Origin of the sequence: Aquamicrobium soli, from assembly GCF_042646345.1 — a bacterium.
Taxonomy (GTDB): domain Bacteria; phylum Pseudomonadota; class Alphaproteobacteria; order Rhizobiales; family Rhizobiaceae; genus Mesorhizobium; species Mesorhizobium soli_A.
Genome location: NZ_JBHRTK010000026.1, coordinates 1 through 14,796 on the forward strand (window position 1 = coordinate 1; position 14,796 = coordinate 14,796).

The following is a 14,796-nucleotide window of genomic DNA, read 5'->3' on the forward strand; positions in this document are numbered from 1 at the left end:
TCATAGCTCCGGCACGGCTCGCGCGAGCCAGCATCTCCTGCGGTCCTCGGCGTATGCGTACGAAGCTGAAGGCGGAGCGCGACATTCTGAAAAAGGCCGCGGCCTACTTCGCGAGGGAAGCGATATGAGGTTCGCTTTCAATGCGAAGCACCGGAACATCTGGCCGGTGGCATGGCCGTGCGATGCGCTGGATGTTTCTCGCTCGGGCTTCCATGCCTGGCTCAACCGCAGCCCCCAGCGCTCGCTCCCGGCAAGACGAGGTTCTGGTGACGGCGATCAACCGGAGCTTCAAGAGCAGCGGCCGAACCTATGGTGCCCGGCGCGTGTGGCACGACGTTCTGGCCGAGGGTCTATCCTGCTGCTTGCATCGCATCGGGAGGCTTATGCGGCAGCACGGGCTACATACCCGGCCGCGCGGTCGTGGCCTGCCGAAAGATGCCGGTGAGCGAGCTGAAGTAATCGGCGGGTGTCAAGGGAGCCCGCCGATTTTACGGTTATATCCACCATGGAAGAAGAGGGACTTAGCGCCCCCACTTTCTCACTTCCGGCTCCTGGGCCTGTACGTTCTCCTGCTGAACGTCCGAGATTGAGGCGGTAGTGCCGTGGTCGATAAGCGCTTCCTGGTTTACAACAGTCGTGGCGCCGGACTCATAGACGGGGAAATGGTCGCCGCCAGCGGCAAAAGCAGCACCAGCAGACATTACCAAAGCGGAGGCTGCGGTCAGAATGATCTTGGTCATTTCGTACACTCCTTAATCGTCGTCGTCATCTCCAGCAGGATTGCCGAAGTGTGAACAGTTTTTCTTGGACAATGCTAACTTGGTGAACAACAATGCCCGTTGCCAGACAGGTATTCGGATACGGACTGTCAACCAAAAATAATGATACTGAGAACCATCGTCTTCCCATTGAGAACGATGGGGGCACTCCAATCCGAGGCCTGCTCCAGCCAACCGCAGCGAGCTTTTCGTCGTTTTGGGCCCAACTCACCTCTTAAGGACTGAACGACGTTATTCGAAAGATCGTTCCGTTAGCGTCCTCGCTGACGAGCAAAGCGCCGTCCCGCGTGACTGCAATGCCTGCTGGACGACCCCAGACCGTTTTCTCATCCAACACAAAACCGGTCATGAAGTCTTTGTAGACGCCCGTAGGCTTGCCGTCCTTCATGCGCGCACGGATCACCTTGTACCCGGTCCTGTGTTCCCGGTTCCAGGATCCGTGCAGGGTTGCAAAGGCGTCTCCTCTATACTCCATTGGGAACGCGTCTTTATCGTAGAAGACGAGTTGCAGGGTGGATGAATGCGCCTGAATTAGGACTTCGGGCACCTTCGCCTGGTCTTTGAGGTCGGGGCGCTCCCCCGCGTGGGCTGGGTCTTCGTTACCGCCACTGTAATACCAAGGCCAGCCGTAAAAGCCGCCCTCTTGGATAGTGGTCAAAAAGTCCGGGACAAGATCGGGGCCAAGGTGGTCGCGTTCGTTGCCGGTGCACCACAGCGTGCCGGTTCCCGGCTGCACGGCCATGCCCGAGCAGTTCCGCAAGCCAGTCGCAAAATTGCGGACATTTTCGCCCTCTGGATCGAATACCCGGACGACGGCCCGGTTCTCTTCATCGCCCCATGCGGCGCCGAGCCCATGCGTTTTCTCGAAGGCTTTGATTTTGTCTTTTGTTTTCTTCGGCATAGCGGCAGCGACATTAGAGGCCGAGCCGATCGAGACGAAGATGCGTTGGCCGTCAGGAGAGGCCGCCAGATCCCGTGTCCAATGCCGCTGGGTAGGAATATCGGGGATGATGACCTCGGCCGGCCCACGCGCTTTGCGGTCGCCACGGCGATAGGGGAAGCGAACGACTTGGTTGGCTGCTCCCACATAGACATAACGAGGGTCCGCTGGCGGATAAAACGCGATTCCGAAGGGTTTCTCCAATCCTTCGGTAAACACCTCGAGCTTCGCCGTTCCAGCGGCGTCGGCGGGGAAGACAAGAATGCGTCCCGCACCGCTCTCCGCGACGAAAATGTCGCCATTCGGCGCCGTACGGATGACGCGCGGCTGGTTCAAGCCACTTGCAAACACTTCGGCTTTGAAGCCTGCCGGAATGTCCGGCATCTTACCTGGCGGCGGCGCGACCACATTGGCCAAATTCTCGAAATCAGGCGCTTCGGGATCATTCTCCGTAAGGGTAGGCGCGGGCAAGCCAGCGGATGTTATGTGTCGGCTGACCCCAGGAGCGTCGGCCTCCCAAGTACCAAAAGCGGCCTTGCCTTCCAGTACCTCCTGGGCGCTTAGCGGGGCGATCGAAACGAGCGCCAATGGCATAGTCATCACAACCATCAACATGCGCATTTGTGCATCCTCCGGTTCGCCGGATCGTTGCCTCCCGCCACTCAGTCTTAAGACACCGTCGCCCCGGCAACGGTCGATTATTCCTTCCGCCCGGTAGACGAAATAGATCCATCGCTCAGTGGTAGAGGGGAAGGATGAGCGCCTCCCGCTCCTCAAGCTTATGGCGATACCGCTGAGCTCGGCATTAACTTACAAGTGCTCCTGTTTACCTGCCATATAGAGATAGGTGCTCTTGTCATCGGCCATAACAATTACCTGCTCCCTTTGCCCGGCGCGCGCCCCCGCCCGAAGTTGGTAGCGACTTCAACTCTATTCCATACCGGGACCTCACCCGACGAATAGCGTCACCTGCGGCCCATGAGGCCTAATATCTAGGCTGGCTGTGGCCGGGGCGGAAGCGACGACTCAACTTGGTGCTTTGCGATCCACACTGGACGGCAAGGAAAACCGAAGGCTGCTGAGGCGCGGGTCGGCTGCAACGGCCGGGAAAGTTCACGATCGCTTGATCGCTGATGTCAGCCTTGCTGATGCCGCTGTCGGCAATAAATATGATCGCCGGCCGACACATGAAGGTAGATATCCGCGGGAGCGCATCGTGACCAAAGACGCTGCATCCGTTGTCCTGGCGCATCTCGACAAGATTCGGCCTGATCTCGAGGCGCTTTACAAAGACGTCCACTCTCACCCCGAACTGTCGATGCAGGAAACCCGCACGGCGAAAATTGCTGCCGAAAGACTAACAAAAGCCGGCTATCAGGTAACCAGCGGCGTAGGCAAAACAGGCGTGGTCGGACTCCTGCGCAACGGCGAAGGGCCAACGGTAATGCTGCGCGCCGACATGGATGCGCTACCGATCGCCGAGGCCACCGGTCTCGACTATGCGAGCAAAATTACGGCGACGGACGCCGAAGGCAACCCCGTGCCGGTCGGCCATATGTGCGGACACGACATGCATGTCGCCTGGCTAGTAGGCGCGGCAACTTTGCTGTCGCAGAAGCGCGATGCCTGGAAAGGAACCTTGATGGCCGTTTTCCAACCGGGCGAGGAAACCGCGCAAGGTGCCCAAGCGATGATCGACGACGGGCTGCTTAACCGCTTCCCCACCCCCGACGTCGTGCTTGGCCAGCATGTCATGGTCGGTCCGTCCGGCACGGTCGCCGGAAGCGCGGGGCCGATCACCTCCGCGGCGGACAGCCTGCAAATCCGGCTGTTCGGGCGCGGGGCGCATGGCTCGATGCCGCAGGCGAGCATCGATCCGGTGGTCATGGCGGCTTCCGTCGTGCTGCGATTGCAAACCATCGTCTCGCGCGAGGTCGCCGCGACCGACGCGGCCGTGGTGACGGTGGGCGTATTGCAGGCGGGCACCAAGGAAAACGTCATTCCGGATGAGGCCATCATCAAGCTCAACGTGCGCACCTTCGATGCGACCGTGCGCAAGCATGTGCTGGCCGCGATCAAGCGGATCGTCAACGCGGAAGCGATAGCTTCGGGAGCTCCGCGCAAGCCCGAGATCACCCCGCTCGACCGCTACCCGCTGAACGTCAATGACGAGGCCGCCAGCAACCGGATCGCCGAGGCGTTTCGGAACTACTTCTCGCCTGAAAGGGTGAAGCACACCGGACCGGCGCCAGCCAGTGAGGATTTCGGCTGTTTCGGCACCGCATGGCAGGTCTCGTCGGTATTCTGGTTTGTCGGAGGAAACGATCCTGTAGCTTTCAACAAAGCCAAGGCAGAGGGGAATCTGAACGACCTGCCCGTCAACCATAGCCCGAAATTCGCGCCCATCCTGCATCCGACACTCGAGACTGGTGTCGAAGCGATGGTGGTGGGAGCTTTGGCCTGGCTCGGTCCAAACTGACACGCCCGCCGTGATCGCCATCGAAACCTTCGTGCGGATACTTGACCTCGGCGGCACTTTCGTTTTCGCCATCAGCGGGGCGGTTGCCGCCGTTAACCGTCGGCTCGACATCTTCGGAATCCTTGTCCTGTCCTTCGTCGCCGGCAATTTCGGCGGCATCAGCCGCGACGTGCTGATCGGCGCGGTGCCGCCAGCCGCGTTGACCGATGGCCGCTATCTGCTGGTTTCTGTGCTTGCGGGTCTCGTCACCTTTTTTCTCTATGCAGGTGTCGACAGGCTGCACGCGCCTGTTCTTCTGTTCGATGCTGCAGGATTGGCGTTTTTCGCCGTGGCTGGAGCGCAAAAGGCGCTTGAATTCAATCTGAGTCCTGTCATGGCGGCGCTTCTGGGTATGCTGACCGGCATCGGCGGCGGCATGACGCGGGACGTTTTACTGATGGACATCCCGCAGGTATTACGCTCAGATCTCTATGCGGTAGCTGCACTGGCCGGCGCGTCCATAGTGGTCGTCGGCCATGTGCTAGGCGCGTCCTACGGCATATCTGCAGTCGCAGGAGGAGCGACGTGCTTCGGTCTCCGCTTCGGAGCCATGAGGTACGGTTTGCGCCTGCCTGCCGCTCATCTGTCTGCGCGACATCGTGCTGGGGTTAGGACTTCGGATGACAGAAAGCCGCACTGAGCGTGATGCGCATGGGCCAACACATGCGCAAGCGAAGCGGCCGCTAATTGGCCAGGATTGAATAGCCAGGTTCCTGATGACTTCGACCACAACGGCTGTGATCCGGACGTTGTCCCGGTCAGCGCCGTGTTGGCCAGTGGGGTTTCGATGAACGGCGCGCCGAGAAATATTCAGAGAAAGACGGCACCGACGTTCCCACGTCGTACGAACGGCCTTGAGGTCGCAGCGAGTATCTGGTCGGCCATCGCTGCACGAGGCAGCGACCCTCGCCCCGAAAAGCTCATTTCGGTCGCCGGCAGGCTGGGCCTTCCAAGCGACTACACAAAGGCGACGCAGGCGCTGGAACGCTGCTGCCTGGCATCATCGGCGAGCCGCTGGTGATAACCCGTACCCGGGCAGTTCAGGAGAAACCCCATTCCGCATTCGTTGGCGCAATCGTTTCCAGCTGTATCCTTCTGTAAAGCTCCAGCCACGACGAATCCCCTGCAAAGCTACTCATGCTCCCACATGCATCCATGAATGGAACAGTGGCGAAACGGCCTGTGTGATCGCTGGCTTCGCCCATTCTGCCAGCGCGGTACAAGTCAAACGGATTCTGGTCGCACTCAATGACCCGATGCCCCCAGGCCGCAGGCATGTCATCCACCACAAGAGCATGACGAAGATCCGCATCCATGTCCGCTGCTTCCAACGCCTTGCAGAGAGCATAGCGCATCAGAGGATAGTAGATGGGCTGATGACTGCCCCCGAGCGCGCGCACTCCCGGCAGAATAGAAATGACTAGGAACATTAAAAAAAGATTCGGTACAAGGCTGCGGTTCACGAGGCGTTCGACGATTTCGGCAGCCGTGAAGCGCACCAGCTTCTTGCCAGTTGTGGCATGAACGAGTTCTCCTGATTCCAAACGTAGCCGGTGGCGTTTGCCATCCTCATAAAACCAGAAAAAATCAGTTCCCCGCGCCACCCAACTGCCCCATGGGCCGGCCGCCAGCTTGTCGAATCCGGCAACAATATCTGAAGCAAGCTTCGGCGCTTCGAACAGTCTTGTTCGAAGCCAGGAATTCTCATCTCTCAGATGGCTGACGACAAGGTCAGTGACATCCTCATCATCGATCTGCAAAAAGGCAAAGCCATCGCCGAATATTTTTGGCCACAGAGCGATATTGGCTGCCTTTAAAGCGTGCGCTGGCCTCTCGAAGCCTTGTTTCGGCAATAGGCCTTCGAGCAGCGTCAACGCCTCGGGGCAAATATTTGGCTCTGCAGGTAGCAGTGCGAACCGATAGGATCCCGGGCCGCTCAGAAGGTTGTATCCAATCATTCGGCTTCGGCTGAGGCCGAAGAGGTTGACCGGAGTCCCATTCACTGTGAGCCAGCCTGGCCCCTTACGCGGCTTTTCGACGAGACTTACTGTCGAAACGGCATATGAGAGATAACTCGAGCAACCGTGCGCCTTCAGGCCCAGCAGACTGAAGGCGTGCGTATAGTAGGCTTCCGCCTCAAAAAGCAAAAGCAAATGAGGCCCGGTTTGCAGCACACGTCTCCTTTCGAGTTCGCCGCAGATTTGTCCAACAACGTCCTCCGGCAGCCCGCTCCGCCGTCCTGCCTTCTTGACAGCGTCGAGGAGTTTCGTCAGCGCGCAACGACGGATTTCTAGTTTAATCCTAGTGTGCGGTATCTCGAACAGCCGGCATGCATAATCGCTGATCGGCAATGAATAGTAGGGCCGGATCCACGGGTAGAGGAATGCCAGCGATTGAAGAACTATCTGTTTTGCGTCGCCGCTTGAGGCTGCTTCGTCCATTCTATAACCCGTTCTTTTGCTGGGTCATGGTGCTCAACACTGAAAGGCTGACGAGAAGCACCACGCCGAAACCGAAGAAAATTGTGGAAGGCCTCACGGTGTCGCCTACAAAGGAGACTATGCCGAAGATGATCAAGCCGAGCGCCGCCGCGAAGCTGTGCATGATGCCCTTGGCCCTGCCAAGCATGTGATCGGCCAGTCGCAATTGCAACGCGACCTCGACGCTAACACGCCCGAGATTGTAGAGAAGCCCCAGTATTGCGAAGTTTATTAATATCCAGGGCATCCGTAGCAACATCAGCGCCATGAGTGCTAAGCCGTTTAAGCCCAGAAGCATAAGGTGCAATGCGTGGGTACGCGTATCTTTTCTTAATCGGATGAGAAGGACAGCTCCGATCAGCGAGCCAACGGACCAAGCTGCTTCGAGATAGCCGAAATCCAACGCGGTGCCGTCCTGCTCTTCAAGGATGAAGCTCGCGCCCATGACACTCACAACTATCGCGCTGCCGTAAAGAAGCGCGTAAAAAGCAAAAAGCGGAAATAGGTGCGCCGCCATGCGTGGAGAAGAGCACTTCTTGCCGATGTGATGCGCGTGCAAGGCCGCCCGCATAGATGACAAACAGCCCGCCGAAATAAGAAAAAAACCGCCAAGGATTATGAACACAAGGGCAGGGAGATGCGATCTAAGTAAAGGTCCCGTAAGCAAGGCGGCACACAGGCAGCCAAGTTGCATGGTGAAAAAGATAGCAGAATTTGTCTTACTTAGCCGACGGCCATGCACCAACCCGGGGATCAAGGCTTGTGAGCCCGTAAGCGCCATACGGTCACAAAAGGAAAAGAAATTGGCCGATAAATAGATCACAACGAGCATGTTCAAATACGGAATTGTGCAAGCAGTGCCGAGCATGACAACAAAACGACCGATGTCCGCGGCGATCGTCAGTCTACGCCGGTCAAACCGGTCCGCTGCCATTCCGGCCAACGGACTTGTCACAAATTCGCTCGCGCTGACGATTAATAGCAGTGTCGCAACGCTAGCGCTCCCAAAACCTGCTTCGACAAGAATCCAAGATGTCGCCATGTAGTAACCATTCCGCCCCACATTACACGACAACGTGCTCGTCAGGAATTCAAGGAACACGCGAGACGGCAAGCTTGGTCGACCGTCTTCATAAATGTGAATAGGATTGGTCATCGGCGGTACATCCTGGCTAGGCGTTTGTGACCCTATCCTTGTAGGTAAAACCCGCTTCACAGGGGCACCGATCCTTTCAAGTGCTTGCTAAAATAATCTGTGTCTTCGGCCTATATACTATAGCGACGTCGGTATTCTGTCGGGCTGATGCCGAATGCCTTTTTAAACGCGACTGCGAAGTGGCTCGAGCTCCCGAACCCGCATTCCATAGCAATATCGGTCGCCGACAAATGCGTATGTCGCAACTGTTCCGCCGACCGCTCCAACCGGAGCCGCCCGAAAAATGCGTGCGGCGTCATGCCCATCGACTGTTTGAACGCCCTACAGAAGTGAAATCGGCTAATCCCGATCTCGCGCGCGAGATCGGTCAGTGTGGGGCCACTACCTGTGCATGCTTTCATCATGTCGATCGCGCGCTTGAGGTCGAATGCTGAAAGGCCGCCCTTCGCGGGGTGAGGACAAACGCCGTGCAACCGGAACATTTGCACGAACAACTGCATGGCCTGGCTCTCCACCATGGTCACGCTGATTGAATCAGGATGTTTGAGTTCGGCGGCGATATTCTGCAACGCCATCGTTATCGCGCTGTCTCGGAAGCCGATCGAAGGTGGCACATGCGCCAGGCATTTGCGGGCTTCTGTTCCAAACGCTCGTTCTGTGAATTCCTGTTCAATTGATATAAGCAGAAAAGAGGCCGTTGCATCGCCTTCGTCCCATCCTCTCCACTCGCGGTCGTCTGGAATGTAGACGATGGAACCGGGCCGCCTGACTGAGAACGTGACTTGACGCCCATCGATAAAGTCTTCTCCGCGTTTCGCCGCACCTTCTAAATTTAGCAGGAAAACATGACCTGGATACTCGATTTTCGTTTCCTGATGCCCCAGGCCCGTTCTCTTTATTAGATCCGCGCGTACCTTTCCCCAGCACTCATGCTGGTGGATCAGCGTTTCGTGGCTCGCGTTACGAATGTGATCCAGGTCGAAATAAGAGGACCTCGCCAACCCAAGTGACCTCCCTCAAGAGACTCGTTTACACGTACAAGTGTGCATAACCATAGGTTGTAGAACAACATTAAATTAATTCGAGGTGGCGAAGATGTGGCTTTAGTAAAAAAACGGCAATCGTATGAAAGCGGCTCTCCGTCGGCTGATTATCAATAGGTTCAGCCTCTTCTGGATCGTTTGAGATTCTAAGCCGCGACATTCGTTTGGAAGATCCTCATCCGGGGCAGGCGTCTCACCGGCGGTTGCGGGAGGTGTACTCCGATGCGAAGAATCGACGATTTCCTAGCCGAATGCGACCGCGGTTCGCGGATCAACGAGCTTGCCGGATTTTTTGCTGCGACCGCAGCGGGTCGAAGCGGCATGCCAATTCAAAAGCCGGTCATCGATACCCGCCTTTTCCCGCCGGATGCACTTCTTCGCGATCTGATCTGCCTCCATGCGACACGACAAGGCCATTTTGACCGCCACTACCACAGCAGTATTCCGTACAGGTTGGAAGAGGAATGCCGGATCGCTTACGCCGTTTTGAAATATGCACGGCATTATTCGGAGCCCTTTTTCTTATATAGCCTAGGCACAGCTGAAGGCACAATGGCGAGGACTTTGTCGGAGCTGTCGTATGGACAGGTTCGCACTCTATCGAGTAGCCCTAATGCCGAGAATTATCGATCCTTCACAGCATATGGCAAATCACCAGACGCTGAATTTTTCCTCGGGCCGTTCCATCACTTGACCAAGGAAGTTCTTGGTGCCGACCAGCGGCTGTCGAAATTCAGGTCGGGATTCGATTTGATCTTGGAGGACACGACCTTCCAGATGTACTCGCCAAACCGATCAAAGCAGATTGAATTTGTGGCCCAGCACTTGAAAGGAGACGGAATTTTCGCTTTCGTGGAGAAGTTCCGAGCGGCCGAAAAAAGCGACTATATGCGACGAGAATATCAGAAAGATTACGGTTTTAAGGCGCGTTATTTTCTAGCCGAAGAAATCAAGAAAAAGAAGACTGATGTTCTCGAGACTATGTTTAACAACGAGGTGACGCTCGCTAATATGTTCAGCGCGATAGGGGAGCATTTCAATCATTGTGTGGTGACTTGGAATAGCGGGAATTTCTACACTCTCGCAGCAAGCAACAGCAAACATAATCTTGACCTGTATGTAAGTCAAATGACGACGCCCGCAATTCCCTACGAGTACGTCTATGAAGGTAGCCTGATTCCTGATCTCGCCGATCGGAGAAACCAAAGCGCATAGCCGACACGGGTGACGTATCGCGAAAACTCGGCGACCGATCATCTCGACCCGCGCGGGCAGAAAGATAAATCGCAAGACGGCGTCGTGGTCCTAAGGGCTGCACCGCGGTAACAGGATGTGCGGGAAGCCATCACGTTAATCATAGAGATTAACATATAGGTAAGATGTAAGTATCGTAAGATGCCTGTCAAAGGACTGACTTAGATTCACTTACGGATGATGTGGATGAAACGATGCAGGAATGGATATGGAAATTAAAGAACGCGGCTGCAGTTGTTAAAAACAAAAGGATGCTACGGAACGCTCTGAACGCCCTGACACGAGAGATAGGTTTCGGATTCTATGCGTTCATGCATCTCGGGCCCGTGAATCCGTTCTTGGCATCCAACTACCCCGACAGGTGGCAGAAAATTTATATCGAAACCCGGTATGAACGGCTCGACCCGATCGTTACGCGGTCTCGACATCAGACACAAATTTTTGCGTGGGGAGCAGGTCTTCCCGTTTTTGAACCGACAACTGAGGTGCGAACGCTTCCTCGCGACAGAATCTGAGTTTGGTACTTGCTCAGGAATCTCGTTAGAGCCAGAAAATGACGGCTGCAGCGATGCAGATGGCCGAGAAGAAGGTGTGGGCGCATCCGTCGTAGCGAGTTGCGATGCGGCGCCAGTCCTTGAGTTTTGCGAACAGGTTCTCGACCTTGTGGCGCTGACGGTAAAGGGCCGTGTCGCAGGCGTATGGGACTTTGCGGCTTCGGCTCGAGGGGATGCACGGCTCGATGCCTCGTGCTTCCAGTTCCTGGCGGAACCAGGTGCTGTCGTAGCCGCGGTCGGCGATCAGATGAGAGGCCGGCTGCAAGGCGGCGAGGATGAGACGGGCGCCTTTGTGGTCGCTCATCTGGCCTTCCGATAGGAGCAGGATGATCGGCCGTCCGTCACCGTCGCAAACGGTGTGGAGCTTCGAGTTCAGCCCGCCTTTTGTTCGCCCGATACGACGGGGAACATCCCCTTTTTGAGCAGGCTCGCCGCGGTGCGGCGAGCCCTGAGATGCGTCGCGTCGATCATGATACGCTCGGGTTTCGGCCCTTCGCCTGCGAGCCCGGCGAAGATGCGGTCGAAGACGCCGAGCCGGCTCCAGCGAATGAAGCGGTTGTAGAGCGTCTTATGCGGACCGTAGCCAGTCGGCGCGTCCTTCCACTGGAGACCGTTGCGAATAACGTAGACGATGCCGCTCACCACCCGGCGGTCATCGACCCTCAGCACTCCGTGGGACAGCGGAAAGAACGGCGATATCCGCGCCATCTGGCGCTCGCTCAGTAGAAACAAATCACCCATCAAGGCCTCCTATTGGAAGCCGTGAATCACATCTCAAACGAAATTAATAGGTCCTGAGCCTAGATGAGTGTTCCCATGGCAGTCACAACCTTGCTGTAAACCTAGTCAGGTCACGGAACCCAAATCCGTCCTTGTGGCGATGTGCTTGGCCGACTCCACTCAAATCTCACGCATACAGGAATCGCGGCATTGATTGGCCGTGTCGTTGGTGCCTCTGTCACGAGAGACAGAGGCACCAACTATGACTAAGGCGTATTGCGTTGTGACTCGGCTATGCGATACCGAGCTTGCGTTTGAGCTCGGCATTCTCCTTGCGCAGTTGCTCTGCCAGTCGCTTCTTCAGCGCCTTGTTCTCTTCTTCGAGTGCAAGCAGGTCCTTAAGGTCGTCACTTTCTGCGGCAGGTGTCTTGGTCTTCAGCCACTGGTAGTAGGTCTGTTCCGATATCGCGGCATCGGACGTCGCGTTCTTCACGCTGGCGCCACCGGCAATCAGTTTCTTGATCTGTGCAATCTTCTTTACACGCTCCGCCTTGGAATAGACCTTGCGTTTGCCACGAACCGGCGCCGGCTCAGGTTCGGGGACAACGACCTTGGCCGTAGCCTTCGCAGCTTTGGGCGTCGACGCTGGTTTTTCTTTTTTCACCCGAGGCGGTTTCGCCTTCGGTTTGGGTGTGTCCGCGATTGCGGGAGTCTCGGCGACGACCTGCGGTGAATCTACTTCCTGAGGATCAGGCATGGATTGTTCTCCCTCTGCTTGTTGATCTTCTATAACATCCGTGGGTGCGACGTCGGAGTCAATGGATCGGTCATTTTGCTGTTTACCGGCCTCGGCCTTTACCTCGGAAACTGCTTTGGACAGATCAACGTCGCCCCAGATCGAACGGCTTCGGTCCTGTACTCCTCGTTTGCGTTTGACTTCGACGATCACTGGTCGGGTCTGTAGTCTCATAATTCCTTCCTTGATCAGAATGGCCTACAACGTAGTGCCTGTATAACTGGTCCATGCCGGCCGCTACTATCGCTTACGGAGTAAGCTCTTTTCTCTAATGTGTCTCTGATGGGTAGCTGACGGTCGGTCTTGTCGCGTCTTTTGCCTCGCCTATAAGGCGATTTTCCATACGCGTGCGGTGTCATCGAGTAAAGAGTCAGGAACAATCTGCCAAAGTCTACCTGTGCATCCGGCAGGCGAGGATGGCGATCCTCCATACGCGCCCGAGACGAGAAGGGTCGGGAAGGGTTGTGACCTGCCGGTGGCTGAAGAGCGTCCCGGCGGGCTGCTTCTTTCCCGGCTCTCGACAGGCTTTCCCATGAACATCGCTTAGTCTTCAGCAGTTGTCGCAACCGCTGGTCCTCTCGCCCGACCAGCCCCGCCGGTCAGATCGTGCTGGCCGCGCGGAAAACCTAACACTTCTCGAACGCGGCAAAGCCGTCGGCGTAACCGACCTGGGCACCAGCACGATGAATGCATGCGGTAGAACCGACGCCGCAGGTTTTTGGACATGGAAAGATGCCTGCCAGGAAACGGAATGCGGGCTCTTCTTTGGCGCCATCGGGAATTGGTCCCGATACAGCAAAGGAGAACTACCATGGCTACTACGATCGCACAGTTCCCCGAGAAGGCCGACGGCTCGATGGAAGGCGTCTTCGCTACCCTCCGTATCAACGCCCCGATCGCCGTTCTGCCGAACGCCAACAAGGCCCGCGAGGACGCTCCCGACTTCCGGGTCATCAACAAGCGCAGGGGATTCGAGATCGGCGTCGTCTACGGCAATCTCGCACCTGCGCCCGGCGGCGAGGAAAACAAGAGGGTTATCCTCTGGAACGATCCTGAGTGAATTGCGCGAGGCCGGCTCCGCGAGGGCCGGCTTCTTTTCGTTCCGAATTTTCAGGAGGTTTCCATGAGCCGCTAAACCTTGGCGCACCAAGCAGACATCAGCGAACAGGCCCCGCTGATGACAGACTATAGAAGCGTGCCGTGTTGCGTACAGGATCGATGCGTGGAGACGGGGGGCGTCGTCGTTGTTCATAAGACGATTGTTGTAAGTAGGGGCGTCCAACGAATTCCATGGATCGGGTGGATTCCATTGTTCACGAGGCTGATGCGCAGGGCACGCGCATGGTGTCCGGGTGAGCCGGCTTGCTACCGACCGCGCTATTCATTTCCCTCACAGAGCCGCTATGCGATTTCCGCCTTCGATAACGATCCATCTCGCAGGTATCGAGGGCCGGATCGACCGTCCCCCGATACCACGAGAGGCAGCCCCCCGCGCTCCCTGCCGGCTGGTCGCCGGAAGCGGACGCGTCCCCTGGCGGGGACACGGGCTATCTTTCTGACGTTCCAGTGTGCTGGCCGCTCGCATCGCCTCAAGGACTGCGTGGCCCCTCCAATTCTCAGCCCCGGTCCTGGCGGGCCGGACCAGAAAATCGGTTCCTCAGCTTGCCGCTCAGGCAGCCACTTCGCGCTCCTCGACCCGATACTCGACTTACCCGCTGCCGGCTCTCCGCCATCAAGATGAAGTAGCCCACTACATGGCGCACGACACGCTCATGCTTATTGCGCAGCTCTCCGGCTTGCGCATCAACGTCCTCGTTAATCGACTGATCTGCGATACCGAGTTCGCGCGGCGTGTTCACTCGAAGCTTGCCGGCGCCCTCGCCGCAATGATCGAAGACCAGCGCAAGATCTTCACTGCCGAACGCGTGCGCGACGACACTTGGGAAAGTACACGAAGAGGACTCATTCGACGACCTGCATCACTATTAGAGCGCCTATAACGAAAAGTGGCTGGTCGAGACCGTCAATCTGCTGGATGGCTATCTGGTCGACGACTTCACCAACGAATACCACAACCTCCACACCAAAAGCTGGCGCTACCGCGACACCGAGGTGCCGATTGCGGCGCGGGTCGAGGCGGAGAATCTTTCGGTCTCGCTGAGATCATCGCCGATATCGAATCCATCAGCGGCGCAAGGTTCAGCGTCGCTGCGACTTCGCAGCCGGTCGCTGAGCTCTTTGCTGCTCGCTGCGACGCTATCTTAGCATTCCACAATGAATGGCAATGAATGGCAATGAATGGCGTTGAATGGCAGGATAGCATGTCTGTATACAGACATGCAGCGCCCGCGGGGCACAACGCTCAATAGGCCGGGAAGGGTAGGATTTTGGCGTGGTGCGCCAGGCGCAGAATAACGCAATACGTTAATGCCGCTTGGCCGCAATCACATTAGGCCGTGTGGACGGATTTGACCAAGACGAAGCCGGCGGCGAGAAGGAAGCGAAGTTTCGCTTCGTCTTCTCGCAGCGTAGTGCGACGCGCTTGAAGCGTTTGAG

The 14,796-nt window shown here is 57.0% G+C and carries 13 protein-coding genes and 1 pseudogene; 7 read left to right on the forward strand and 7 right to left on the reverse strand.

Annotated features, from left to right (window positions below):
- Positions 1-458: pseudogene (locus ACFOHJ_RS20325) on the forward strand (IS3 family transposase); the annotation flags it as partial.
- 63 nt (positions 459-521) lie between these two features.
- Here the strand turns inward: ACFOHJ_RS20325 and ACFOHJ_RS20330 are convergent.
- Positions 522-740, reverse strand: a complete 219-nt coding sequence (locus tag ACFOHJ_RS20330) for a hypothetical protein (RefSeq protein WP_378224098.1) — start codon at positions 738-740, stop codon at positions 522-524.
- Positions 741-993: 253 nt separating this feature from the next.
- Complete coding sequence (locus ACFOHJ_RS20335) at positions 994-2,340, reverse strand: PQQ-dependent sugar dehydrogenase (protein ID WP_378224070.1); 1,347 nt, start codon at positions 2,338-2,340, stop codon at positions 994-996.
- A 502-nt stretch (positions 2,341-2,842) separates the two neighbouring features.
- Between ACFOHJ_RS20335 and ACFOHJ_RS20340 the strand changes: the two genes are divergently transcribed.
- Together ACFOHJ_RS20340 and ACFOHJ_RS20345 are read left to right on the forward strand one after the other, a co-directional pair.
- On the forward strand, positions 2,843-4,198 hold the full coding sequence (locus tag ACFOHJ_RS20340) for a M20 family metallopeptidase (protein ID WP_378224073.1): 1,356 nt from the start codon (positions 2,843-2,845) through the stop codon (positions 4,196-4,198).
- A 10-nt stretch (positions 4,199-4,208) separates the two neighbouring features.
- Positions 4,209-4,877: a trimeric intracellular cation channel family protein gene (locus ACFOHJ_RS20345; RefSeq protein WP_378224075.1), complete on the forward strand. Its 669-nt coding sequence runs from the start codon at positions 4,209-4,211 to the stop codon at positions 4,875-4,877.
- 400 nt (positions 4,878-5,277) lie between these two features.
- On the opposite strand, the gene ACFOHJ_RS20350 is transcribed toward ACFOHJ_RS20345, so the two are convergent.
- The 3 genes from ACFOHJ_RS20350 to ACFOHJ_RS20360 form a co-directional block, all read right to left on the reverse strand.
- Entirely contained in the window at positions 5,278-6,678 is a 1,401-nt protein-coding gene (locus tag ACFOHJ_RS20350) for a hypothetical protein (RefSeq protein ID WP_378224078.1), read from the reverse strand.
- 1 nt (position 6,679) lies between these two features.
- Entirely contained in the window at positions 6,680-7,873 is a 1,194-nt protein-coding gene (locus ACFOHJ_RS20355; protein ID WP_378224080.1) for an MFS transporter, read from the reverse strand.
- Positions 7,874-7,983: 110 nt separating this feature from the next.
- Positions 7,984-8,874, reverse strand: coding sequence for a helix-turn-helix transcriptional regulator (locus ACFOHJ_RS20360; protein WP_378224083.1), 891 nt, complete (start codon positions 8,872-8,874; stop codon positions 7,984-7,986).
- A gap of 264 nt (positions 8,875-9,138) precedes the next feature.
- Here ACFOHJ_RS20360 and ACFOHJ_RS20365 point away from each other — a divergent pair, with 264 nt between their 5' ends.
- Complete coding sequence (locus tag ACFOHJ_RS20365; protein WP_378224085.1) at positions 9,139-10,131, forward strand: class I SAM-dependent methyltransferase; 993 nt, start codon at positions 9,139-9,141, stop codon at positions 10,129-10,131.
- 290 nt (positions 10,132-10,421) lie between these two features.
- Complete coding sequence (locus ACFOHJ_RS20370; RefSeq protein WP_378224093.1) at positions 10,422-10,685, forward strand: autoinducer binding domain-containing protein; 264 nt, start codon at positions 10,422-10,424, stop codon at positions 10,683-10,685.
- A 25-nt stretch (positions 10,686-10,710) separates the two neighbouring features.
- Here the strand turns inward: ACFOHJ_RS20370 and ACFOHJ_RS20375 are convergent.
- Together ACFOHJ_RS20375 and ACFOHJ_RS20380 are read right to left on the reverse strand one after the other, a co-directional pair.
- Positions 10,711-11,465, reverse strand: a protein-coding gene (locus ACFOHJ_RS20375) for an IS5 family transposase (protein ID WP_378224096.1) whose coding sequence is annotated in 2 segments (ribosomal slippage) — positions 10,711-11,132 and positions 11,132-11,465 — 756 coding nt in all. Because the reading frame shifts where the segments join, the coding sequence is not laid out codon by codon here.
- Positions 11,466-11,736: 271 nt separating this feature from the next.
- Positions 11,737-12,414: a transposase gene (locus tag ACFOHJ_RS20380; protein WP_378224086.1), complete on the reverse strand. Its 678-nt coding sequence runs from the start codon at positions 12,412-12,414 to the stop codon at positions 11,737-11,739.
- Positions 12,415-13,051: 637 nt separating this feature from the next.
- Here ACFOHJ_RS20380 and ACFOHJ_RS20385 point away from each other — a divergent pair.
- Positions 13,052-13,300, forward strand: coding sequence for a DUF736 family protein (locus tag ACFOHJ_RS20385; RefSeq protein WP_378224089.1), 249 nt, complete (start codon positions 13,052-13,054; stop codon positions 13,298-13,300).
- 694 nt (positions 13,301-13,994) lie between these two features.
- A complete protein-coding gene (locus ACFOHJ_RS20390) occupies positions 13,995-14,240 on the forward strand; it encodes a hypothetical protein (RefSeq protein ID WP_378224090.1) in 246 nt (81 codons plus the stop codon).
- Positions 14,241-14,796 lie beyond the last annotated feature (556 nt).

What these genes read in the sequence shown, in the direction of transcription:
- ACFOHJ_RS20370 (WP_378224093.1), top strand. Translation starts at nt 10,422, where the DNA reads ATGCTACGGAACGCTCTGAACGCCCTGACACGAGAGATAGGTTTCGGA.
- ACFOHJ_RS20365 (WP_378224085.1), top strand. Translation starts at nt 9,139, where the DNA reads ATGCGAAGAATCGACGATTTCCTAGCCGAATGCGACCGCGGTTCGCGG.
- ACFOHJ_RS20390 (WP_378224090.1), top strand. Translation starts at nt 13,995, where the DNA reads ATGGCGCACGACACGCTCATGCTTATTGCGCAGCTCTCCGGCTTGCGC.
- ACFOHJ_RS20385 (WP_378224089.1), top strand. Translation starts at nt 13,052, where the DNA reads ATGGCTACTACGATCGCACAGTTCCCCGAGAAGGCCGACGGCTCGATG.
- ACFOHJ_RS20355 (WP_378224080.1), bottom strand. Translation starts at nt 7,873, where the DNA reads ATGACCAATCCTATTCACATTTATGAAGACGGTCGACCAAGCTTGCCG.
- ACFOHJ_RS20350 (WP_378224078.1), bottom strand. Translation starts at nt 6,678, where the DNA reads ATGGACGAAGCAGCCTCAAGCGGCGACGCAAAACAGATAGTTCTTCAA.
- ACFOHJ_RS20380 (WP_378224086.1), bottom strand. Translation starts at nt 12,414, where the DNA reads ATGAGACTACAGACCCGACCAGTGATCGTCGAAGTCAAACGCAAACGA.
- ACFOHJ_RS20335 (WP_378224070.1), bottom strand. Translation starts at nt 2,340, where the DNA reads ATGCGCATGTTGATGGTTGTGATGACTATGCCATTGGCGCTCGTTTCG.
- ACFOHJ_RS20330 (WP_378224098.1), bottom strand. Translation starts at nt 740, where the DNA reads ATGACCAAGATCATTCTGACCGCAGCCTCCGCTTTGGTAATGTCTGCT.